Source organism: Achromobacter sp. (genome assembly GCF_049647645.1).
Lineage (GTDB): Bacteria > Pseudomonadota > Gammaproteobacteria > Burkholderiales > Burkholderiaceae_B > Achromobacter.
Window position 1 is genome coordinate 42,704 of sequence record NZ_JBARYB010000052.1, and the last position, 20,006, is coordinate 62,709.

The window sequence follows — 20,006 nt, forward strand, 5'->3', positions numbered from 1 at the left end:
CTACCCGCGCCCTCCGGCGCTTGCGCCTGCCGGCCGCAGCGTAAGCCGCCGCCGCGCGCGGCGTCGTGTTCCGGGCCGCGGGGCGGGTTCATATGCCGAGGTAACGTTGCGCCAGCTCGGGCTGCGCGGACAGTTCCGCCGGCTGCCCCGACCAGGCCACCCGCCCCTTGTCCACGATGTAGTGGCGGTCCACCAGCGTCGCCATCTCAGGCAGGTTCTTGTCGATGACCAGGATGGTCTGGCCTTCACCCTTCAGCGCCCGCAGGCAGCGCCAGATCTCCTGCCGGATCAGCGGCGCCAACCCCTCGGTGGCTTCGTCCAGAATCAGGAGCTTGGGGTTGGTCATGAGCGCCCGGCCCACCACCAGCATCTGCTGCTCGCCGCCGGACAGGGTCCGCGACGACTGCCCGCGGCGTTCCTTCAGTCTCGGGAACAGCGTGTAGACGCGTTCCAGGTCCCATCCGCCGGGTGCGGCGCGCGAGGTCGCCACCAGGTTCTCCTGCACCGTCAGGGATCCGAACACGCGCCGGCCTTCCGGCACCAGCCCCACGCCCAGCCGCGCCACGCTGCTGGGCGCGGACCGGCCCAGCGTGCGGCCGCGGAACTGCACCGCGCCGCCGGTGGCCGGCAGCATGCCCATCAGGGTCTTGATCGTGGTGGTCTTGCCCATGCCGTTGCGCCCGATCAGCGAGATCACCTCGCCTTCGCTGGCCTCGAACGACATGCCGAACAACACCTTGCTCGAGCCGTAGCCGCCGGTCAGCCCTTCAACCTTCAACATGTTCTTCTCCCAGATAGGCGGCGCGCACCTCCGGATGGCGGCGCACCTCCTCGGGCGAGCCGCTGAACACCACGCGGCCATAGACCAGCACGCTGATCCGGTCGGCCAGCGCGAAGACCGCGTCCATATCGTGCTCCACCAACAGAATGCCGTAGTCGCCTTTCATGCCCTGCAAGAGCCGCGTCATGCGCGCCGATTCCTCCGGCCCCATGCCGGCCATGGGCTCGTCCAGCAGCAGCAGGCGCGGCGCGCGCGCCAAGGCCACCGCCAATTCCAGCTGCCGCTTCTCGCCATGCGCCAGGTCCGCCGAACGCACATGGCGACGGTCTTCCAGCCCCACGTGCGTGAGCCACTGCATCGCCTCGGTCTTCAATACGGCATCATGGCGCGGGTTGGACCAGGCCTGGAAGGCGCGGCCGCCCTTGAGCATGCGCGACAGAATCACGTTCTCCAGCGCGGTGTACTCCTGGCACAGCTCGGTGATCTGGAACGAACGCCCCAGCCCCAGGCGCGCACGCTCGAAGGCGCGCAGCGCGGTCACGTCCCGGCCGTCCAGGTGGATGGTGCCGGAGTCCGGCCGGATCTCGCCGCAGATCTGCGCGATCAAGGTGGACTTGCCCGCGCCATTGGGACCGATGATGGCGTGGATCTCGCCCGCGCGCACTTCCAGGTCCACGCCATTGGTCGCCACCACTGCGTCGAAGGCCTTGCGCAGCTGCGTCAGGCGCAACAGGCTCGCGCTTGCGTCAGTCGGCATGGCGCGTCTCCAACAGCTTGCCGAACAGGCCTTTCTGGCCCCACAGCACCACCAGCACCAGGATGGGGCCCATGTACAGCAGCCAGTGTTCGGTGAGGGACGACAGCATCTGCTCCAGCCCCAGGAACACCGCCGCTCCCGCAATCGGGCCCAGCAGCGTGCCCACGCCGCCCAGGATCACGATGGCCATGAGTTCGCCGGACTTGGTCCAGGCCGCCATGTCCGGCGTCACCAGCCCGGCATAGTTGGCCCACAGCACGCCGGCCAGGCCCGTGCCCACCGCCGACAGCACGAAGGCGCTGAGCCGGTAAGGCGTGGGCGCCACGCCCAGGTTGATGGCGCGCCGCTCGCTCTGGCGCAGCGCCTGCAGCACCATGCCGAAGCGCGAATTGGTCACGCGGATGCACAGCAGCGTCCACAGGGTCAGCAACGCCAGGCACACGTAGTAGAAAACCATGGGGCTTTCCAGATTGATGCCAGGCAGTTCATTGCGCTGCGGAATCATCAGGCCGTCATCGCCGCCGTAAAACTGCAGCGACACCAGCACGAAGTACACCATCTGGCCGAACGCCAGCGTGATCATGATGAACTGCACGCCGCGCGTGCGCAGCGCCAGATAGCCGAACAGCCAGCCTGCCAGCGCGCACACGGCCAGCGCTATCGGCCACACCACCAGCGCCGCGTTGCTGCCGGCCCAGCCGAAGATGGGGCCGGCCTCGGCCGTGTGGAAGGCGATGATGCCCACCGCGTAGCCGCCCAGCCCGAAAAACATGGCGTGGCCGAAGCTGACCATGGCGCCGTAGCCGATCACCAGGTCCAGGCTGACCGCGGCCAGGCCGTAGATCAGGAAGCGCGTCACCACGCCGATCAGGAAGGGCGAACCCGATGCCAGCGCCGCCGCCGGCAGCAGGATCAGCACCGCCAGGCCGCCCAGGCCCCAGCGGGCGCGGTTCGTAAGTGTGTATGCCATCTTCATCCTCGCGCCGGAAACAGCCCGCCCGGCTTGGCGATCAGCACGATCGCCATCAACACATAGATGCTGGCCGACGCCATGCCCGCGGCCAGCGGGTCCGCCGTGGCCGGCGAGAACATCGTCGACAGCAGCTGCGGCAGGAAAGCGCGCCCCAGGCTGTCCACCATGCCGACCAGCAAGGCGCCGGCCAATGCGCCGCGCACCGAGCCGACGCCGCCGATCACGATCACCACGAAGGTGGTGATCAGGATGCGTTCGCCCATGCCGATCTCCACCGCCAACAGCGGCGCGGCCATCACGCCGGCCAGTCCGCACAGCAAGGCGCCCAGGCCGAACACCAGCGTGTAGAGCTTGCGGATGTCTATGCCCAGCGCATCGACCATTTCGCGGTCGTCGGCGCCCGCGCGGATCAGCATGCCGATCCGCGTGCGGTTGACCAGCCACCACAGGCCCACGGCCACCAGCGCGCCGATGGCAATGAAGGACAGGCGGATGAGCGGATACTGGAACCCCGGCGCCAGCGTCACCGCGCCTTCCAGGAAGGTAGGGATGCCCACCAGCGGCGGCCTCCGGCCGAAGATCAGGCTGACCGCCTCGTTGGAAAACAGCAGCAAGCCGAACGTAGCCAGAACCTGGTACAGGTGATCCCGCTTGTACAGCTTGCGTATCACCAGCACCTCGACCGAGACGCCATACAGGCCCGCGCCCAGCAGCGCCGCCAGCACGCCCGCCAGGAACGAGCCGGTGGTGCCGATGGCGTAGGCCGCGCAGTAGGCGCCCACCATGTAGAAGGAGCCATGCGTCAGGTTGACCACGCCCATGATGCCGAAGATCAGCGTCAATCCGGCCGCCAGCATGAACAGCATGGCGCCGAACTGCAGCCCGTTGAGCAGCTGTTCAAACAGGAGCGTCATGACGGCATCTTGCAGAATTGCGCGTAGGCGTCCTTGTCATCGGATACCAGCTTGCGGACCAGGTGCGGCGACAGGCTGCCGTCGCTGCCCTTCTCGATGCGCATCAAATACAGGTCCTGGATCGGATGCTGATTGGTGTTCATGCTGAACTTCCCGCGCAGCGATGTGAAATCGGGCTGGCGCAGCGCGGCGCGGAACTCCGCCGCCTTTGACAAGTCGCCGCCGGTGGCCTTCAGGCCCGCGCCGATCAACTGCGCGGTGTCGTAGGCTTGCATGGCGTAGTCCGTCGGCACGCGGCCGTAGGCGTCCTTGAACGCCTGCACGAAGGCCTTGGACGGAGCGTTGTCGAAGTCCTGCGACCAGATGCCGGTGATGTAGGCGCCGGCCGAGGCGTCGCCCGTGGCCTTGATCATGCGCGCATCCATCGAGAAGCTGGGCATCAGCATCGGGATGCTCTTGTTCAGCCCGGCCGCCGCATACTGCTTGACGAAGTTGATGCCCGTGCCGCCCGGATGGAACTGGTAGATGGCGTCGGGCGCCAGCGAGCGCAGGCGCGCCAGCTCCACCGAGAAGTCCGACTGGTCCAGCTTGGTGTAGATCTCGGCGACCACCTCGCCCTTGTAGGTGCGCTTGAAGCCTTCGATGGCGTCGCGGCCTGCCTGGTAATTGGGCGCCAACAGCACCACCTTCTTGTAGCCCAGTTCGTTGGCCGCCACGCCACCAGCCGTATGGAAGGCGTCGTTCTGGTAGGACGCCACGAAATAATTGGGATCGCACTTTTCGCCCGCGAAATTCGACGGGCCGGGATTCAGGCTGACGTAGAACGCGCCCGACTTGACCACGCTGGGCACCACCGCCGCCAGCACATTGGAAAAATTCACGCCGGTATAGAGCTTGACGCCGGATTGCAGCAGGCGGTCGGCCGCCTGCTTGGCATTGGCGGGCTTCAGGCCGTCGTCCTCGATCACCAGCTGCACGGGCACGCCGCCCAGCTTGCCGCCGCCCTGCTTGATGGCCAGGTTGAACGCATCGCGCTCGTCTTCGCCGATATAACCCGCTGGCGTGGACAAGGTGGCGATGAAGCCGATCTTGACCGGTTCAGCGGCCTGTGCCGCCCCCACGGACGCCGCGGCGCCCAATGCGACGGACAACGCGCCGCCCAGTATCTGTTTCTTGATCATGTTTTCCCCTTGGAGACTGCGTTGCCCGCCGCCCCGGCGGCCGGGCGTTTTAAACCGCCACCACCGGATGGCGCAGCGTGCCGATGCCTTCCACGCAGGCCACCACCACGTCGCCCGGCCACAGCCATTCCTGCGGCTTGCGGCCCGCGCCCACGCCTTCCGGCGTGCCGGTGGCGATGATGTCGCCCGGCTCCAGGGTGATGCCGGCGCTGATGTCCGAGATCAGGAACGGCACCTTGAACAGCATGTGGCGCGTGTTGGAGCCCTGCTTCTTCTCGCCGTTGACCGTCAGCCACAGGTCCAGCACCTGCGGATCCGGAATCTCGTCGGCGGTCACGATGCAGGGGCCGAAGGGCGCATAGGTGTCCTGGCCCTTGGAATAGATCCACTGGCCGGCGCGGCGGCAATCACGCGCGCTCATGTCCAGCATGACGCTGTAGCCGAACACGTAGGACAGCGCATCGGCTTCGGCCACGCGCGAAGCGCGGCGGCCCATGATCACGGCCAGCTCCACTTCCCAGTCGAGCTGCTGCGTGATCTTGGCGTTGTGCTCGATGGCGTCGCCCGGGCCGATGACGGTGGTGGGCGGCTTGGAAAAGATCACCGGCTGCTTGGGCAAGTCGGCCGAGGTGTCGAGCGTGCGGCTGGATTCCGCCACGTGCTCCACGTAGTTCAGGCCGATGCCGAAGATGTTCTTGCGCGGACGCGGAATCGGCGCCAGCAGCTTGACGTTTTCCTGCGGCAGTGCGCTGCCCACGGGCCAGTTGCCGCGATAGGCTTCCATCAACTTGCTGGCCTGCGCCACGGCCACGGGGCCCAGATCGATGAACGCCAGCATGTCGTCGGGCAGGTCCACGCCGCCGGCGCGGCCCAGCAAGGCCAGGTCGATCACATAGCCTTCGGCCAGCGCGCCCAGGCGGGCAGCGGCGGTGGGATGAGCGCGAAAGGTCACCAAGCGCATAGGAACTCCATTTATTCAGGACGAGTTGAGTCAGGCGCGCGGACAACGCCCGCGCGGCGGATAAAGATTCGAAAGGGAACTGGCGGCGCTAGATCAGCACTTGGTGGCCGTCGTTTTCCTTGACCGCTTCTTCGCGGTAAAGCGCCAGCGCGCGCATCACGGGCAGGTCGTTGAAGCTGAACAGACAGGCGTCATCGTTGGACGAAAGATTGACGTGTTCGTGGATGGCCCAGGAAGGCACGCAGAAAATGTCGCGCTCGGTCCAGTCATAGCGCTTGCCGTCGATGATGGAATAGCCGCTGCCCTTGGCCACCTGGTAGATGAAGCTGCCGGTATGGCGATGGGCCTTGGTGTGTTCGCCGGGCCGCAACAGCTGCATGCTGGCGCCGATGGTGGGCATGACCGGGCCGCCCGTGGCGGGATTGACGTATTCGAGCAGGATGCCGTCGTAAGGGCTGCCGGCGGTGGTGCGCGCGTAGCGGCGCAGCGCTTCGTAGGTGGGCTCCCATTCGTACTTGAAGAGCGGCGAATACGGCTTGGTCCAGCCCGACACCTGCGGCTTGAGCGCCGCGTTGCCCCAGGCGGCGCTGGTGTCGTCGACGGGATAGGTCACGGTCTGGTTCAGGTCGGGATGCACGGCGTAGAAGCCGGCTTCCATCGCGTTGACCAGCGGAATGTCCAGGCCATCCTGCCAGATGCAGGTGGTGCCGTCTTCGGACACGCCGTGCTCGTGCCAGGTGCCGTTGGGCGTCAGCACGAAATCGTTCGCGCCCAGCGTCATCTTGTGCCCGTCCACCACGGTGAACGCGCCTCGCCCTTCCATGATGAAGCGCAGCGCCGAATGGGAATGCTTGTGGGCGGAAGCCAGCTCGCCGGGCTTCATTACCTGCAGGCCGGAATACAGCCAGCCCACCGCGGCGGCCACATCGCGCCTGCCAGGGTTGTTCAGATAGATCACGCGGCGGCCGGCCTCTTCGGGCGAAACCAGCTCGGAGGAACGCAGCACATGGCCGCGCAGGTCCTGGTAGCGCCACACCACCGGCACCGAGGCCGAGCGCGGCGCCCAGGGCTCGATCTTGTTCGCCACCGTCCACAGGGCGCCGGTTTCCAGGCGGGCCAGCTCCTTGTAGTAGGCGACCAGCTCGGGCGAGTCGGCCACATTGGCGCGGCCTATGGTGTCCTCGCGGTAGGCGTCGTAGCGGTTCGCTTCCATCCCTTGCCTCTTTTTATAAAAATATAAATATTTTCGAAAATAATAGAGGCGAGCAAAAAATCGGGCAACGGGCGCACGCTAGGGGTTTTCCCAGGGCGGCTGAAAATTATTGGCGCGGCGCTAAACAATACTGTACAAAAACACAGTACAACGTGATACATTTCGCTCGCCTAAAAACTGTCGTCCAGGAGAACCCTGTGTCAGAAGCTGCCCATCTCGTCCAGTACATCGTCGTTCCCTACCGCGCCGCCGCCAATGGCGTCGCCCCTGGTGAAATCCGTCCCGCCAGCAGCGAGTTCGGCGCCATACGCATCGCCAACTCCATGGCCTCCAAGTTCGCCGGCGTCGCCGCCTACGAAGTGCTGATCGACAAGGAAACCGGCGACATGGAATCGCCGCGCATCCTCATGCAGATCGGGACCGTGCCGGCGCTGGACGATTGAACGCGCAGCGCCCCGCACCGCTGCCCGAGCGTCGCGGGGCGCATCGGCTCACCGCCGAACCCCACTGCCGCGAGCCAAGCTATAACTTTTTCTTGGCACGCGTGAGCTTTTATTCGCTTCACCGGTGGACGGATATCCGGCAGGATTCACGCCTTCGAGCGGTCGTCCTCGCCGTTCTTGCCCCCCAGAAGCAACATGATTCGCCGACTTCCCCCGCGTTGCGCCGTCCTGGCCGCACTGATGTCTGTCTCTTGCGCGCTGACGCCCGTGGCCTGGCCGGCCGAATCATCCAACTGGCCGGCCAAGCCCATAACGCTGGTCGTGCCTTTCCCCCCAGGCGGCGGCAATGACGCCGTGGCGCGCCAGATAGCGGGCCCGGCAGGCCAGGCGCTGGGACAGCCCCTGGTCGTCGACAACCGGCCGGGGGCCGGGGGCACCATAGGTTCCGCGGCCGTCGCCCGCGCCCGCCCCGACGGCCATACCCTGCTGCTCTGCTCCACCAGCAGCCTGGTCGTGGCTACGGCGCTCTACCCCGACTTGCCGTACCGCGTCGACGATCTGGTTCCCGTCGTCCACATTGCCAATACGCCTACGATCTGGGTGGCCGATCCCGGCGTGCCCGCTTCCAGCCTCAAGGAGTTCATCGCGGCGGCGAAGCAGGCTCCCGGCAAATACAGCTTCGCCTCGGGCGGCAGGAACACCATGCCCCATCTCGCCGGCTCGACGGTCAAGACGCGCAATGGCCTGGACATGCTGCATGTGCCTTATCGCGGCTCAACGCCCGCTTATGGGGATCTTGCCACGGGGCGCGTGAACCTGATGATGGACAGCATTGTTTCGGCGCTGCCCTTTGTCGAGTCTGGCCGCGTCAAAGGACTGGCCGTCAGCACGGCTCAACGCATGCCCCAGATTCCTTCCGTGCCGACTTTGGCCGAACAGGGCCTGAGTGACTTGGGCTTCGTAGGCTGGGTCGGCATTTGCGCGCCGCGCGACACGCCCCCCAAGATCATCGCCAAGGTCGCCCGCAGCGTGCAGCAGGCCTTGGCCGAACCGCGGCTGCGGGAGACGTTCGCCAGGCAGATCGTGGAACCGGTAGGCGCAGGCCCCGAAGCGTTTGCGCAGACGATAGTGCACGATGCCCTGGCGTGGCGACAGATCATCGCGACGTCTCGCGCGGAACAGGATTAACGCCCTGCGACCACCGATTGCATGACCGATTCGTCATTCGGCGCGCGACGGATCTTCCACCTCGCTGCTCGAGACCTGCCGGGCAACCTCGCAGATGCAATCGGCCATGGCGGCACGCAGCGGAATCGCGGGCTGATCGATGTACGAAGCAAAGTAGGTCTGATTCGGAAACGGCCTGGAGAATGGAATCGGCGCCAGCGTGCCCGAATCGAGCTCATCGCGGATGAGTTCGGCAGGCAAGACCGCGTATCCGGCGCCCGCGCGGACCAGACGCAACATGACCGACAGCGACCTCACCACGATCAGCTTGAAGCCTTGCATCTGTGGCGATGCGAAATAGGCGCCAATGGCGGAGTACACCAGCGAATCCACCGGATAGCACAGCAGGGGCAGTTGCTTCAACCGGTCCAACGACGGTTCGACGCCACCGGCCATCAGGCTTGGACTGCAAACCCAGATGTACTCCAGCTCGAGCAATTTCCGGTTGACCACGGTCGGCTCTTCGATGCTGCCCAACAACAACCCTATGTCGAGCGCCCCTTCAAGCAGTTGCTGGCGTATGTCGGTGCTGGTCAGCGACTGCAAATGCACCGTGACGTTCGGCCATTGCTTGGCCAGCGTCGCGGCCATGGGCTCGAGAATCGCTTGCGCGACTGTCCCGCTGAGGCCGATGCTGATCTGAGAAAGCCTGGCGTCAGTTGTCGCGAACCTGCTGGTGAATGCTCTCGCGTGGGCCAGCAGTTCTTCCGCGGGTGCCAGCATTTCCGAGCCGACAGGCGTCAAGCTCAGTTGCTTGCCTTTTTCCCGCACGAAAACTCTGACCCCCAGCTCTTCCTCGAAGGCCGCTATACGGGCAGAGACAGCCGCCTGGGACGCATGGAGTTCTTCCGCGGCCAATGTCATTTTCTTGAGCCTGGCGGCGCGGACAAAAGTTTCAAGAAACCGGAGATTCATGCGTGGATATCCTAAGCCTGAGACACAACCAATCCCGCGGCCTGCGCCCGGACTATCCCGGCCTGACCCGGGAAGGGTTGTCAGAATCTGAAAGGGGGCTGGGTTTCCCTGCTGCGATGCGTCACCACGCCGCCGGATTATCGAGCGAAGGCTGACTCAGGAAGAAAAAGTAGGGCCGTTAGCCCCGTTTTTCTCATGGCCCGCAGACGCTGGTACTGGCCTGCAGGTCTGAATGCAAAGCGGGAGACGAGGCTCCCGCTCATAATCCCAAGCGATTGATTTTAACGAATTTTCCCGACTTTCCGCAGTAATGGACCCTATCAGAACTTCGTGTTTTTCCAGCGTGATTCGATGTTGCGCAACTGCGCCAACCCACCCGGCGCTATCAGAATTGATAGGCGAAACATTCCGCATGTTTCGGTGCAACAAAATGCGCCGTTATTACTAGCGTCCGCCAAGCTCATGCCTTGCTGAATCATGCATTTTTCTCGCATCAACCCGCATGATTGCCTGAGCCAATCAGACCGGGAATCGTTGTCCAGATTTTTAATAATCGGCAATAAACAATCGCGACCATGATTGAAAATTCGTCACGCGCACAGGCAAGCAAACGTATCCGAAGCGGCGCCCGCCGTTGCCCAAACCGCGCACTGCGTGACCCCGATGCGCCCGGCCAAGTCAGCGCGATGCCGCCATCGACACGCCCGAGCGGAAAGAAAATGCCGGACGACACGGCATGACGCATCGTCCGGCATAGGCGCGTGTCGACGCGCTCAGAAATCCCAGATGACCGGCACCCAGCGAAACGCGTCGCCGTCGACCGCCACCCGGCCCACCGACGGAAACGGCAGGTGCGCAGCGACCAGCAGCCCGCGGTTCTGCGCCAGTTCCTGGAACAGGCCGATACGGACGCGGGCCGATTCCTCGGGGTCGTGCTCGAAACCGTTCTGCCATTCGGGATGGTCGAATGCGACCGGGAACATGGCATCGCCAGCAAACGTCAGCCGTTCGCCGCCAGAGACCAGATCGACCACGCTGTGCCCCGGCGTATGGCCGCCGGTCATGCGCACGACGACCCCCGGCGCCACCTCGTGCCGGTCCTCGAAGAGGCGCAGCCGGTCGCGGTACTCGTTGTAGAAACTGGTGGCCGTCGACTTCAGCACCGCGGGCACCGGCTTGGGCATGACGGTGTGCGAGAAATCCGGCGAGGTCCAGAACGCCACTTCGGTCGCGCACACGTGGATGCGCACGTCGGGGCGCAGGCGTTCCTTGACGCCGGGGACGAGCAGCCCGCCCACGTGGTCCATGTGCATGTGGGTAATGATCACATCGGTCACGGATTCCAGCGCAATGCCGGCGGACTCCAGCCGCTGGGGAAATTGCCCGGCGCGCGGAAAGCCGGCGAACTGCCCGCCCAGTCCCGCATCGATAAGAATGGTCTGGTCTCCGCTGCGGGCCACCATCACGTTCAGCGGCCAATCGAAGGCATCGGGAGGCATGAACATGTGCTCCAGCCAGGCCGCGAGATCGGCGGGATCGGCATTGGTAGCCATCGTCGAGGTCGGCAGTGGCAGCACGCCGTCGCTCACGACCAGCGCGTCGATGTCGCCGATCTGCAGCGCGTAGCGCGACGGGACCAGATCGATGGATTCGGTGTTTTCTATGGCAAACATGGCGGTATCTCCAGGAAAGTGCGCCGCTCAGGCGGTAGCGCGGATGAAGGCGAGCAGGTCGGCGTTGATACGGTCCTGCATGGTGGCGGTGCGGCCGTAAGGCGCGCCGGGGTAATAGATTTCCCTGGCATGCCTCACCAGGCGCGCGGCCTTCTTCGCCGAATCGTGCACTGGCACGGTCTGGCCGTCTTCGCCGTGCAGGGTCGGCACGTCTATCTTCTTCAGGTCCAGCGCCTCGATCCGTTGCGCCATGTCATCGGCGTAGCCGTTCATGTCATTGCCGGACGACGGCTGCGAGGAACGTCCGTGGCCGCGGCGGTCGCGCGAGAAGGTCACAACGGGGCCGTCGCTCCAATCCTTGTAATAGATCTGCGTACCGTCATTGGTGATGTAGGTGTTGCTGGTCATGGTGGTGCTCCGGTTGGGTTGAGCGTTGCGCGGCGGCTTCGGCATGGGTGACGAAGTAAGGGCATCCTAGGTCTGGGGCCAGGCGTGCGGTAGGCACGCGAGCGGAAGCACGCTGTTGTGTGACGCGCACCAATGCACCTAGCTGCGCGGCAGTGCGCGCCACGCAGGCATGGCCGCGCCATCGGCGCCGCGCCGGCGTTGCGCTCCGAGTAGCCTGCAAGCGGATTGGTGTCGCGCGGACAACACCATGCGTCCTTGCATGGCCCTACCGCCTCTTGAACGGCGCGCTTAGCATCGCTACACCACACATCGCTGGACGTGCGGCTGCGCCCCTGACGCACAGCCGCGCGCCGACGGGGGCCGACATCATGCATCTGGGAAAATCCTATCGCCTGGGCGAGTTCGTCATCTGGACCCGCAGGAAAATCTACGTATTGCTCATGCTGAGCGTCGCGCCCGTGCTGCTCTACCAGGTGGCCGGCCTGAAATGGCTGACGCTGCCCTTGTCGGTGGTCTCGCTGCTAGGCACCGCCACCACCTTTGTGGTCGGCTTCAAGAACGTGCAGACCTATGCGCGTACGGTCGAAGCACAGAAGATCTGGATGAGCATCGTCAGCGCCAGCCGCTACTGGGGCGTGATCAGCCGCAACTATGCCGGCGACGCGGAGCGCGGCGCGGCTCTGGTGCAACGGCATCTGGCCTGGTTGACGGCGCTACGCTACCAATTGCGCGAGCCGCGCGTATGGGAGACCGTGGCCAGCCGTCCCAATGCCGAGTACCGCAAGCAGTATGTGATTCCGGAACGCGCCGAGCCTTTGGAATCCGCGCTGTCGCGCTACCTGCCGGCGCAGGAAGTCCCGGCGTTGATGCAGACCGATGACAGGGCCGCGCAGTTGCTTGCCATGCAGGGCCGGGCGGCCCGCGGCCTGCTGGATGCAGGCGCCATCACCGCAGCGGAATATGCCGATCTCAACAGCCGCATCCGGGAGCTCCTCGATCTGCAGGGGCAAGCAGAGCGCATCAAGAATTTTCCGTATCCGCGCCAGTACGCCATCATCAACACCCTGTTCGTGCGTGCCTTCTGCGTCGCGCTGCCGTTTGGCCTGACGGGCCAGTTCGCCCAGCTCGGCCAGGATGCCGGCGGCGTCATGCAAGGCCAGATGGCATGGTTGGCGGTGCCGTTCAGCGTGATCATCTCGTGGATCTACACCTCGCTCGAGCAGGTCGGAGAAAGCACCGAGAATCCCTTCGAGGGCAGCGCTAACGACGTGCCCATCAGCCGGCTGAGCACGACGATAGAGCGCGACCTGACGCAGATGGCAGGCGACACCGACCTGCCGGCGCTGCCCGTCGCGATGATCGCGCTGTAGGCGCGGCACAGCCCTCTGCCGCCGACGGCGCGGAGCTGCCCGCCCGGCGATATTCACCCTTGTCCTGCCTGAACTGCTGCGGCAAAATAGCCTGCCTTCCGCCCCCCCTTCCCCCCAGGCGTTGGCCTACTCCATGACCGGCTCCGTGACCCTGTTCGACCGCCATCGTCCTCGCCTGTACGCGATCGCCTACCGCATGCTGGGCTCGGTCGCGGAGGCGGAAGACGTCGTGCAGGACGCATGGCTGCGCTGGCATGGCGCCGACCGCTCCGCGCTGGAGAACCACGAGGCCTGGCTCGTCACCGTCACCACCCGCCTGTCCATCGACCGCCTCCGCGCCGCCAAGGCCGAACGGGAGAATTACGTGGGCGTGTGGTTGCCGGAACCCATGCTGATGGCCGCGCCGTCCACGCCCGAACAGATCCACGAACTTGCCGACGATGTTTCGGTGGCGTTTCTGTTCATGCTGGAGCGCCTGTCGCCGGACGCCCGCGCGGCATTCCTGATGCGCGAGGTGTTCGACGCCGACTACGAGGACATCGCGCAGACCCTGGACAAGACCCAGGCCGCGGTCCGCCAACTGGTGCGGCGGGCGAAGCAGCAATTGCGCCAGGGTAGCCCGCGCGAGGCCGTACCGCGCGCAACGCTGCAGCGGCTGCTGCAAGCCTTCGCCGACGCGATGCAACGCAGCGACTTCCACGGCCTGCATGCGCTGCTGAGCGACGACGCCGAGCTCATCGGCGACGGCGGCGCCAAGGTCAGCGCCTTTGCCAGCCTGGTGGGCGGCAAGCGGCTGGCGCAGCTGTTCTACGCCGGCAAGCGCCGCTACCGCGACGCGCTGCGCACCGAGGTGGTCCAGGTGAACGGTCAATGGACGCTGCTGCGTTTCATCGACGGCAATCTGGAATCCGTGCAGTCCTACGAAACGGACGGCACACGCCTGACCCGGGTACTGGTGCAGCGCAATCCGGACAAGCTCGCACGCATCGCGGCCGCCCTGGCGCAACGCTGACGCCGTTTGCGACGGCTTTGGTGCATGGCGGGCAACATGGTGATCCCTGGCGCGGGCCTACCGCCGCGCCGCCCGCGCTTCTACGATGGTCCTGTCACCACTCCGACCAGGACAGGCCATGTCGAAACTCACGAAACTCGCGTTACCTTTCATCGCCGCCGGCGCGCTGCTGGGCCAGCCCGCCCATGCCGCATCGCACCACGAGACGCACGCCGGCAAGCCGGCCGATCCCATCGTCACCGAAGTGATGAACAAGGACCTGCCGGACATCCCGGGCAGGGATGCGGTGATGCTCGTCGTCGACTATCCGCCCGGGGCGGCCGACCCCTTGCACCGCCATGACGCATCGGCCTTCGTCTACGTGCTCGAGGGCAGCATCGTCATGCAGGTCAAGGGCGGCAAGGAAGTGACGCTGACCCCGGGCCAGACCTTCTACGAAGGGCCGGACGACATCCATACCGTCGGCCGCAACGCCAGCCAGACCAAGCCGGCCAAGTTCGTGGTCGTGCTGATCAAGAAAAAGGGAGCTCCCGCCCTGATCCCCATTCAATAAGGGACGGACATACACTCCATCCTGGCCAGTCCGGACACCGCGAGCCCGGACTGGCCAGATTCTTTTCTGGGCCGCGTCACAAAATCGTCCAGTGCCACGTCTTAGAGGGTAGGATCAACCAACTCCGCGGCGCTGCCACCATGCCCACACCCCTCCCAGCCCCCTCGGTTACCCCTCCCGCCAACGGACCGGACTCCCTGGCCGACAGCTTCGCCACCAGCTACGCCGGCGTCATGGCCTTCATGGCCGTCGCCGTCGAGGGCAACTTCGCCAAGGCCGGCGACCGGCTGGGCATAGGCCGTTCGGCGGTCAGCCGCAGCGTGCAGAAACTCGAGGACCAGCTGGGCACCCGGCTCTTCGTGCGCACCACGCGCAGCACCTCGCTTACCCCGGAGGGCCAGCGCTTCTATGAGCAATGCCATCCCGGCGTGGAACGGATCATCCAGGCCCTGGACGACATGCGCGAGCTGCGCGAGGGTCCGCCTTCCGGCCTGGTGCGCGTCTGTTCCACCGTGGGCTTCGGCCGCAAGATCGTGGCGCCCCTGCTGAATGACTTCCGCAAAGCCAACCCGAACATCTCGGTGGAACTGCTGCTGGATGATGGCCCGACCGACTTCACCACGGACCGTGTCGACGTATCGTTCCGCAACGGCCGCATGGAAGACAGCCAGGTAATCGCCAAGAAGGTGATTCCCATGCAGATGATGCTATGCGCGTCGCCCGACTACGCCGCCCGGCACGGACTGCCCCTCAGCGTCGACGAACTCTCGCGCCACGGCTGCGTGAATTTCCTGCTGGCGTCCGGACGCGTGTATGAATGGGAATTCAAGGTCGGCGGCCATCTGCGCAAGTTCGCGCCGCCCGCCATGCTGACCTTCAACGATGCAGATCTCGTGCTGCAGGCGGTGCTGGACGGCCATGGCATCGCGCAGATGGCGGGCTATCAGGTCTGCGAACACCTGCGCGCCGGCACGCTGGTCGCCTGCCTGCCGCAATACGCGCCCGATGACCGCGGACACTATCTGTGCTTTCTCAGCCGCCAGCACCTGCCGGCGCGCATGCGTGCCTTCATCGATTTCATGACCGAGCGCATCCGCGCGCAGGACCTGCATATCATCGACAGCCTGCTGTTGAAGCAGGCCTGAGCGCTATTGGGTCAGGGCGACCACGCTTTGGATCCCGCCCTGGGCCATCTTGGAGTACGGGCACAGGCGTTCCGTATTGCGCACCAACTCTTCGGCGATCGGCGTGGGCACGCCAGGCAGGTGGATGTTGACGTCCGCGGTCAACGCAAAAAAGCCGTCGACGGGGTCGCGGCCGAACGAGATGGTGGCCGTGACGGCAGCCTCCGGGATGGCCAGGCCGGCGCGTGCCGCCAGCATCGCGAGCGCGCCGTGGAAGCACGCCGCGTAGCCGGCGGCGAACAGCTGCTCGGGATTGGTGCCGCCGCCCATGCCGCCCAGTTCGACCGGCAGGCGCAGCTCCACGATCAGCTCGCCGTCATCCGAAATGGCCATGCCGGAGGCTCGCCCATGCGCGGCCTCCCCGCCCCGCACCGTCACGCTGGTGGTGTACAGGGGATGGAAGTCCCCGCCCCGGTACTTTTCCAGGAGGCTCTGGGGAGGAGGCCGCAGTTTGCTCATGAACGTCCTTGTGTCCGCCGCTACTTTCTTGCGCCCGAACGGCTGAACCAGGTTTCGAAGTCGATCTTGCCCAGGCGCGGGCCAGCTCCCGGCACCAGCGTTTCGTCGTCGAGCAGCGCGCCGAAATAGCGCGCGCCGGTGTCTGCCCGCACGCTGCGCATGTCGCCGATTTTGGCCATGTAGCGCTGCACCAGCTCGGCCAGGCGCACCCGCTCGGGGCCGGCGATTTCCACGATGCCGTTCACCGGCGGCGCCAGCGTGGCATCGGCCATGGCCAGGGCCACGTCGTCGGAGGCTATCGGCTGGACGAAGGCCGGCGACAGCCGCACTTCCGCGCCTTCCGTGCCCGACTGCACGATGCCGCCCAGGAACTCGAAGAACTGGGTGCTGTGCACGATGGAGTAGGGAATGCCGGCCGCCAAGATCAGTTCTTCCTGCGCGATCTTGCCGCGGAAGTAGCCGCTTTCGGCCAGCCGTTGCGTGCCGACCACCGACAATGCAACGTGGTGGCGCACGCCGGCGCGGGCTTCCGCCGCCAGCAGGTTGCGCCCCGAGGTCTGGAAGAACTCCAGCACGGCGCGGTCTTCGAACGACGGCGAGTTGGCGACGTCGACCACCGTGTCGACGCCGGCCAGCGCCGCATCCAGGCCTGCGCCAGTCATGGTGTTGACGCCGGTGGCGGGCGATGCGGCTATCGCCTCATGGCCGCGCTCATTGAGCAGTTTGACGAGTTTGGAGCCGATCAGGCCCGTGCCGCCGATAACCAGGATTTTCATGATGGTTCCTTAGTTGAACTTGGCGCGGTCCAGGCCGTATGCCTTGTCGGCCGAACCGGGCACGGTGCGGAAGCCCACGTTGAGACGGTTCCAGCCATTGATGGCCATGACCGCGAAACTCAGGTCCGAGATTTCCTTTTCGGACAATTGCGAGCGGACACGTTCATAGATGTCGTCGGGCACGCCCTGCGCGCCCAGCGTGGTCAGCGCCTCGGTCCAGGCCAGGCAGGCGCGCTCGCGCGGTGAAAACTCGCCCGATTCGCGCCAGATCGCCACGTGGTGCAGACGCAGTTCCTGCTCGCCGTGGATCTTGGCGTCCTTCACGTGCATGTCCAGGCAGAAGCCGCAGCCGTTGAGCTGCGAGGCGCGGATTTCGACCAGGCGCAGGATCGGCTGCTCGATCGCCCCCGACTTCAAGAGCATGCCGAACTCGACGAATTTCTTGAACAGTTCAGGCGATTGCGCGTAGGCGTTCAGACGTTGACTCATGGTGACTCCCTCGATTGGTTGACAGGTGCAGGCAGTGTCGGACCGGGTGCGGTACGTGCCTGAACTACGCCCAAATCGTAGGGCCGCGCGGAGAGCGGCAGAAGACCTGCAAAGGGGACCATGATGTTGCCTCGATGGCAACAATCGTCTGCGGAAGCGGACGCGGCCCTTCAGTTCACGATCGCGCCTCGATCCCGAGCTGCTGCATGGCCCGGCCGATCGCCTGGGGAGCGTAGTCGTCCCAAGGCTCGTTGCCCGCGTCCAGGCGGGTGTGGATATTGGCGATGGTCCATTGCGCCGACCCTTTCAGCCCGTCCAGCTCATCCCAGCGGACGGGAACGGACACGCCCAGGCCGGGTCGCGCGCGGGCCGACCAGGCCGCCACCGTGGTGGCGCCGAAGCCGTTGCGCAGATAGTCGGCGAATATCTTGCCCACACGGTTCTTGGGCCCGCTTTTGGCGACGAACAACTTCGGCAGCGTTTGGGCCAGATGGCGCACCATGGCTTCGGAAAAGTTCTTCACGGCGTCCCAGCCATATTGCTTGCGGATGGGGACGACGACATGCAGGCCCTTGCCGCCGCTGGTCTTCAGCCAGCCGCGCAAACCAAGTTCCTGCAGCAGCACGCGCACCAACTCCGCGCCTTGCTGGACCGCGGGCCAGTCCACCCCTTCCCCGGGATCCAGGTCGAACAGCATCCGATCCGGCTTTCCAATGGACGTCTTGACCGCATTCCAGGTGTGGAACTCCACCACGTTCAGCTGCGCGGCGGCGAGGATCGCCGCTTCGTTCGATATCTCCATCAGCGACGGATGCTCTGGGTAAAGGCTTTCAGGCAGCGCCCGCACCCCAGCGATGGGGGATTCCGAATGCCGCTGGAAGAAATGCTCGCCCTGGATCCCCGCGGGCGCCCGGACAAAGGAAACCGGCCGGCCGCGCAGGTGCTCCATCATCAGGGGCGCCACCAGCCCGTAGTAGCGGGCCAGGTCGAGTTTGGTCGCACCCGAGGACGGATCGATCACGCGGTCGGGATTCGACAGCTTCATCCCCTTTGGAGGTTTTGCGGCGGCCCCTTCCTTGGCCTTGGCCTTACCCTTGGCCGGGCCATTGCGCGCGGAGAGCTTTGCGGCTGGCATGGCGACCTCGCGAATTATCTTCTTCGTTGGTTTGTCGGTACGCAGCCCCCGGAAGGTCGAGTGGCGCACATGGCCATCGCCGGTCCACTCCCCGAAAGAGACCTCTCCGATCAAGGTAGGCTGGACCCAGTGGACCTGCTTGATGGCGCGCGGCTTGCCTTGGGTCAGGGCGCTGGTTTTCTGCTCGATGTCCGCCAGCCTGCGGTGCAGATCGAGCAGCGTCCTGTCGTCGAAACCGGTGCCTACGTTGCCGGCATAGCGCAGCGCTCCGTCAGCCTCGTGCACGGCCAGCAGCAGCGCGCCAAAGCCCTTGCGGCTGCCCTTGGGTTCGGTATAGCCCACAATGACGAACTCCTGCCGCTGGGTGCACTTGAGCTTGATCCAAGCGTCCGTGCGGCGCGATACATAGGGTGCGGAAAGGCGCTTGCCGATGATCCCCTCCAGGCCCAGCCGGCATGCCGAGGCAACCAGGTCCCCCACCGGCTTGTCGAAGGCCTCGCTGAACTTCACGTGCTTGCCCTTGCTCCTGGCTATGACCTGCCGCAGCAGGTCCCGCCGCAGCCTGAGCGGCTCGTCGCGGAGATCGCGCCCCGCCACATAGGGCAGGTCAAAGGCGTAGAAGACGATATCAGCGGTACCGGCGGCATCGAAGGCATTCTGCAAGGCCTGAAAACTGGGCACGCCTTCGCCCGTCAGCACCACGATCTCTCCATCGATCCAGGCGGTGGCGATCTCCAGGGCCGCCAGCTCCTGGGCCAGGCGCGGCATCTTGGCCGTCCAATCGTGGCCGTTGCGGGTATACAGCTTCGCGCTGCCGTCCTCGATCCTTGCCAGGATCCGGTAGCCGTCGAACTTCATTTCATATGACCAGTCGGCCGCGCCGCGCGGCACGCCCTCGACCAGGGTGGCCAGCTGAGGCTTGAGCGAGGCAGGCAGGGAAGCCGCCTTGCCCGGCAAGGCGGCAACGGCTTCTACCTGCTTGAAGCCACGGGTTTTCGGCGCCCCGCGAGCCGGCGCCGCCCTTTTCCTGGCCCTCAGCGGCACCACGCTGTCCGGCATCTCATCCACGACGCTGAAGTCCTGATCCGGCCGCGCGTACTCGTCGCTCTCCTTGATCAGCAGCCAGGGCGGCTGCCGGTCGGTCTCCTTGCCCTTCATGCGGATCAGCGCCCAGCGCCCGCGCAGCTTCACGCCATCCAGCGTGAACTTCAGATGGCCCGCCTTGTAGCCCTTCCGGGGATCGCCTATCGGAGTCCAATGCCCCTCGTCCCAGATGATCACCTTGCCGGCCCCATACTGTCCCTTGGGGATGGAGCCCTCAAACTGGTTGTAGGCGATGGGATGGTCTTCGACCTGCACGGCCATGCGCTTGACGGAGGGATCGAGCGACGGCCCTTTCGGCACCGCCCAGCTCTTCATCGCGCCGTCCAACTCCAGGCGGAAGTCATAGTGCAAGTGGCTGGCCCAGTGCTTCTGAATGACGAACGCCAGGCCCGCGTCGCCCGACTCTCCGCCATCGGGCGGCTCCGGCGTGACGGCGAAGTTGCGCTTCTCGCGGTACTTTTTCAGGCTGTCCGCCATC

Annotated in this window: 20 protein-coding genes; 6 read left to right on the forward strand and 14 right to left on the reverse strand. The window is 65.4% G+C overall.

The window, feature by feature from the left end:
* Nucleotides 1–88: 88 nt before the first annotated feature.
* The 7 genes from WBB14_RS05545 to WBB14_RS05575 form a co-directional block, all read right to left on the reverse strand.
* Nucleotides 89–781, reverse strand: coding sequence for an ABC transporter ATP-binding protein (locus tag WBB14_RS05545; protein ID WP_424238928.1), 693 nt, complete (start codon nucleotides 779–781; stop codon nucleotides 89–91).
* On the reverse strand, nucleotides 768–1,538 hold the full coding sequence (locus WBB14_RS05550) for an ABC transporter ATP-binding protein (protein WP_424238929.1): 771 nt from the start codon (nucleotides 1,536–1,538) through the stop codon (nucleotides 768–770). Before WBB14_RS05550 ends, WBB14_RS05545 begins: the two co-directional genes overlap by 14 nt.
* Complete coding sequence (locus WBB14_RS05555) at nucleotides 1,528–2,514, reverse strand: branched-chain amino acid ABC transporter permease (RefSeq protein WP_424238930.1); 987 nt, start codon at nucleotides 2,512–2,514, stop codon at nucleotides 1,528–1,530. Before WBB14_RS05555 ends, WBB14_RS05550 begins: the two co-directional genes overlap by 11 nt.
* The gene (locus WBB14_RS05560) at nucleotides 2,511–3,425 is read right to left on the reverse strand and encodes a branched-chain amino acid ABC transporter permease (RefSeq protein WP_424238931.1); all 915 of its coding nucleotides are present in this window, start codon (nucleotides 3,423–3,425) and stop codon (nucleotides 2,511–2,513) included. The genes WBB14_RS05555 and WBB14_RS05560 overlap by 4 nt, the downstream gene beginning before the upstream one ends.
* Nucleotides 3,422–4,606 carry an ABC transporter substrate-binding protein gene (locus WBB14_RS05565; protein WP_424238932.1) on the reverse strand — a complete coding sequence of 395 codons (1,185 nt, stop codon included), beginning with the start codon at nucleotides 4,604–4,606 and terminating at the stop codon, nucleotides 3,422–3,424. The genes WBB14_RS05560 and WBB14_RS05565 overlap by 4 nt, the downstream gene beginning before the upstream one ends.
* A 49-nt stretch (nucleotides 4,607–4,655) precedes the next feature.
* Entirely contained in the window at nucleotides 4,656–5,567 is a 912-nt protein-coding gene (locus WBB14_RS05570) for a fumarylacetoacetate hydrolase family protein (RefSeq protein ID WP_013391208.1), read from the reverse strand.
* Nucleotides 5,568–5,655: 88 nt separating this feature from the next.
* Nucleotides 5,656–6,780, reverse strand: coding sequence for a cupin domain-containing protein (locus tag WBB14_RS05575; RefSeq protein WP_424238933.1), 1,125 nt, complete (start codon nucleotides 6,778–6,780; stop codon nucleotides 5,656–5,658).
* A gap of 197 nt (nucleotides 6,781–6,977) precedes the next feature.
* Here WBB14_RS05575 and WBB14_RS05580 point away from each other — a divergent pair, with 197 nt between their 5' ends.
* Together WBB14_RS05580 and WBB14_RS05585 are read left to right on the forward strand one after the other, a co-directional pair.
* Nucleotides 6,978–7,223, forward strand: coding sequence for a hypothetical protein (locus WBB14_RS05580; RefSeq protein WP_013391206.1), 246 nt, complete (start codon nucleotides 6,978–6,980; stop codon nucleotides 7,221–7,223).
* 240 nt (nucleotides 7,224–7,463) lie between these two features.
* On the forward strand, nucleotides 7,464–8,411 hold the full coding sequence (locus WBB14_RS05585; RefSeq protein ID WP_424238934.1) for a Bug family tripartite tricarboxylate transporter substrate binding protein: 948 nt from the start codon (nucleotides 7,464–7,466) through the stop codon (nucleotides 8,409–8,411).
* A gap of 33 nt (nucleotides 8,412–8,444) precedes the next feature.
* Here the strand turns inward: WBB14_RS05585 and WBB14_RS05590 are convergent, their stop codons facing one another.
* From WBB14_RS05590 to WBB14_RS05600, 3 genes are all read right to left on the reverse strand, one after another.
* Entirely contained in the window at nucleotides 8,445–9,365 is a 921-nt protein-coding gene (locus WBB14_RS05590) for a LysR family transcriptional regulator (RefSeq protein ID WP_424238935.1), read from the reverse strand.
* 773 nt (nucleotides 9,366–10,138) lie between these two features.
* Nucleotides 10,139–11,038 (reverse strand): MBL fold metallo-hydrolase, encoded by a 900-nt coding sequence (locus WBB14_RS05595; protein WP_424238936.1) that lies wholly within the window; start codon nucleotides 11,036–11,038, stop codon nucleotides 10,139–10,141.
* A gap of 27 nt (nucleotides 11,039–11,065) precedes the next feature.
* Nucleotides 11,066–11,446 carry an alpha/beta fold hydrolase gene (locus WBB14_RS05600; protein WP_424238937.1) on the reverse strand — a complete coding sequence of 127 codons (381 nt, stop codon included), beginning with the start codon at nucleotides 11,444–11,446 and terminating at the stop codon, nucleotides 11,066–11,068.
* A gap of 368 nt (nucleotides 11,447–11,814) precedes the next feature.
* Between WBB14_RS05600 and WBB14_RS05605 the strand changes: the two genes are divergently transcribed.
* The 4 genes from WBB14_RS05605 (at nucleotide 11,815) to WBB14_RS05620 (ending at nucleotide 15,526) form a co-directional block, all read left to right on the forward strand.
* Complete coding sequence (locus tag WBB14_RS05605) at nucleotides 11,815–12,816, forward strand: bestrophin family protein (protein WP_424238938.1); 1,002 nt, start codon at nucleotides 11,815–11,817, stop codon at nucleotides 12,814–12,816.
* 133 nt (nucleotides 12,817–12,949) lie between these two features.
* Entirely contained in the window at nucleotides 12,950–13,828 is an 879-nt protein-coding gene (locus WBB14_RS05610; RefSeq protein WP_424238939.1) for an RNA polymerase sigma-70 factor, read from the forward strand.
* A 118-nt stretch (nucleotides 13,829–13,946) separates the two neighbouring features.
* Nucleotides 13,947–14,381, forward strand: a complete 435-nt coding sequence (locus tag WBB14_RS05615) for a cupin domain-containing protein (protein WP_424238940.1) — start codon at nucleotides 13,947–13,949, stop codon at nucleotides 14,379–14,381.
* Between the two features lie 140 nt (nucleotides 14,382–14,521).
* A complete protein-coding gene (locus WBB14_RS05620) occupies nucleotides 14,522–15,526 on the forward strand; it encodes a LysR family transcriptional regulator (RefSeq protein WP_424238941.1) in 1,005 nt (334 codons plus the stop codon).
* A gap of 3 nt (nucleotides 15,527–15,529) precedes the next feature.
* Here the strand turns inward: WBB14_RS05620 and WBB14_RS05625 are convergent, their stop codons facing one another.
* The 4 genes from WBB14_RS05625 to ligD form a co-directional block, all read right to left on the reverse strand.
* Nucleotides 15,530–16,024, reverse strand: a complete 495-nt coding sequence (locus WBB14_RS05625) for an Ohr family peroxiredoxin (RefSeq protein ID WP_424238942.1) — start codon at nucleotides 16,022–16,024, stop codon at nucleotides 15,530–15,532.
* Between the two features lie 20 nt (nucleotides 16,025–16,044).
* Nucleotides 16,045–16,800: an SDR family oxidoreductase gene (locus WBB14_RS05630; RefSeq protein WP_424238943.1), complete on the reverse strand. Its 756-nt coding sequence runs from the start codon at nucleotides 16,798–16,800 to the stop codon at nucleotides 16,045–16,047.
* Between the two features lie 9 nt (nucleotides 16,801–16,809).
* Complete coding sequence (locus WBB14_RS05635) at nucleotides 16,810–17,289, reverse strand: carboxymuconolactone decarboxylase family protein (protein ID WP_424238944.1); 480 nt, start codon at nucleotides 17,287–17,289, stop codon at nucleotides 16,810–16,812.
* Nucleotides 17,290–17,464: 175 nt separating this feature from the next.
* On the reverse strand, nucleotides 17,465–20,005 hold the full coding sequence (ligD, locus tag WBB14_RS05640; RefSeq protein ID WP_424238945.1) for a DNA ligase D: 2,541 nt from the start codon (nucleotides 20,003–20,005) through the stop codon (nucleotides 17,465–17,467).
* Nucleotide 20,006 lies beyond the last annotated feature (1 nt).

Excerpts from the sequence above, each read along its gene's own strand:
- WBB14_RS05545 (WP_424238928.1), bottom strand. The coding sequence starts at position 781 with ATGTTGAAGGTTGAAGGGCTGACCGGCGGCTACGGCTCGAGCAAGGTG.
- WBB14_RS05550 (WP_424238929.1), bottom strand. The coding sequence starts at position 1,538 with ATGCCGACTGACGCAAGCGCGAGCCTGTTGCGCCTGACGCAGCTGCGC.
- WBB14_RS05555 (WP_424238930.1), bottom strand. The coding sequence starts at position 2,514 with ATGAAGATGGCATACACACTTACGAACCGCGCCCGCTGGGGCCTGGGC.
- WBB14_RS05560 (WP_424238931.1), bottom strand. The coding sequence starts at position 3,425 with ATGACGCTCCTGTTTGAACAGCTGCTCAACGGGCTGCAGTTCGGCGCC.
- WBB14_RS05565 (WP_424238932.1), bottom strand. The coding sequence starts at position 4,606 with ATGATCAAGAAACAGATACTGGGCGGCGCGTTGTCCGTCGCATTGGGC.
- WBB14_RS05570 (WP_013391208.1), bottom strand. The coding sequence starts at position 5,567 with ATGCGCTTGGTGACCTTTCGCGCTCATCCCACCGCCGCTGCCCGCCTG.
- WBB14_RS05575 (WP_424238933.1), bottom strand. The coding sequence starts at position 6,780 with ATGGAAGCGAACCGCTACGACGCCTACCGCGAGGACACCATAGGCCGC.
- WBB14_RS05585 (WP_424238934.1), top strand. The coding sequence starts at position 7,464 with ATGTCTGTCTCTTGCGCGCTGACGCCCGTGGCCTGGCCGGCCGAATCA.
- WBB14_RS05590 (WP_424238935.1), bottom strand. The coding sequence starts at position 9,365 with ATGAATCTCCGGTTTCTTGAAACTTTTGTCCGCGCCGCCAGGCTCAAG.
- WBB14_RS05595 (WP_424238936.1), bottom strand. The coding sequence starts at position 11,038 with ATGTTTGCCATAGAAAACACCGAATCCATCGATCTGGTCCCGTCGCGC.
- WBB14_RS05600 (WP_424238937.1), bottom strand. The coding sequence starts at position 11,446 with ATGACCAGCAACACCTACATCACCAATGACGGTACGCAGATCTATTAC.
- WBB14_RS05605 (WP_424238938.1), top strand. The coding sequence starts at position 11,815 with ATGCATCTGGGAAAATCCTATCGCCTGGGCGAGTTCGTCATCTGGACC.
- WBB14_RS05610 (WP_424238939.1), top strand. The coding sequence starts at position 12,950 with ATGACCGGCTCCGTGACCCTGTTCGACCGCCATCGTCCTCGCCTGTAC.
- WBB14_RS05615 (WP_424238940.1), top strand. The coding sequence starts at position 13,947 with ATGTCGAAACTCACGAAACTCGCGTTACCTTTCATCGCCGCCGGCGCG.
- WBB14_RS05620 (WP_424238941.1), top strand. The coding sequence starts at position 14,522 with ATGCCCACACCCCTCCCAGCCCCCTCGGTTACCCCTCCCGCCAACGGA.
- WBB14_RS05625 (WP_424238942.1), bottom strand. The coding sequence starts at position 16,024 with ATGAGCAAACTGCGGCCTCCTCCCCAGAGCCTCCTGGAAAAGTACCGG.
- WBB14_RS05630 (WP_424238943.1), bottom strand. The coding sequence starts at position 16,800 with ATGAAAATCCTGGTTATCGGCGGCACGGGCCTGATCGGCTCCAAACTC.
- WBB14_RS05635 (WP_424238944.1), bottom strand. The coding sequence starts at position 17,289 with ATGAGTCAACGTCTGAACGCCTACGCGCAATCGCCTGAACTGTTCAAG.
- ligD (WP_424238945.1), bottom strand. The coding sequence starts at position 20,005 with ATGGCGGACAGCCTGAAAAAGTACCGCGAGAAGCGCAACTTCGCCGTC.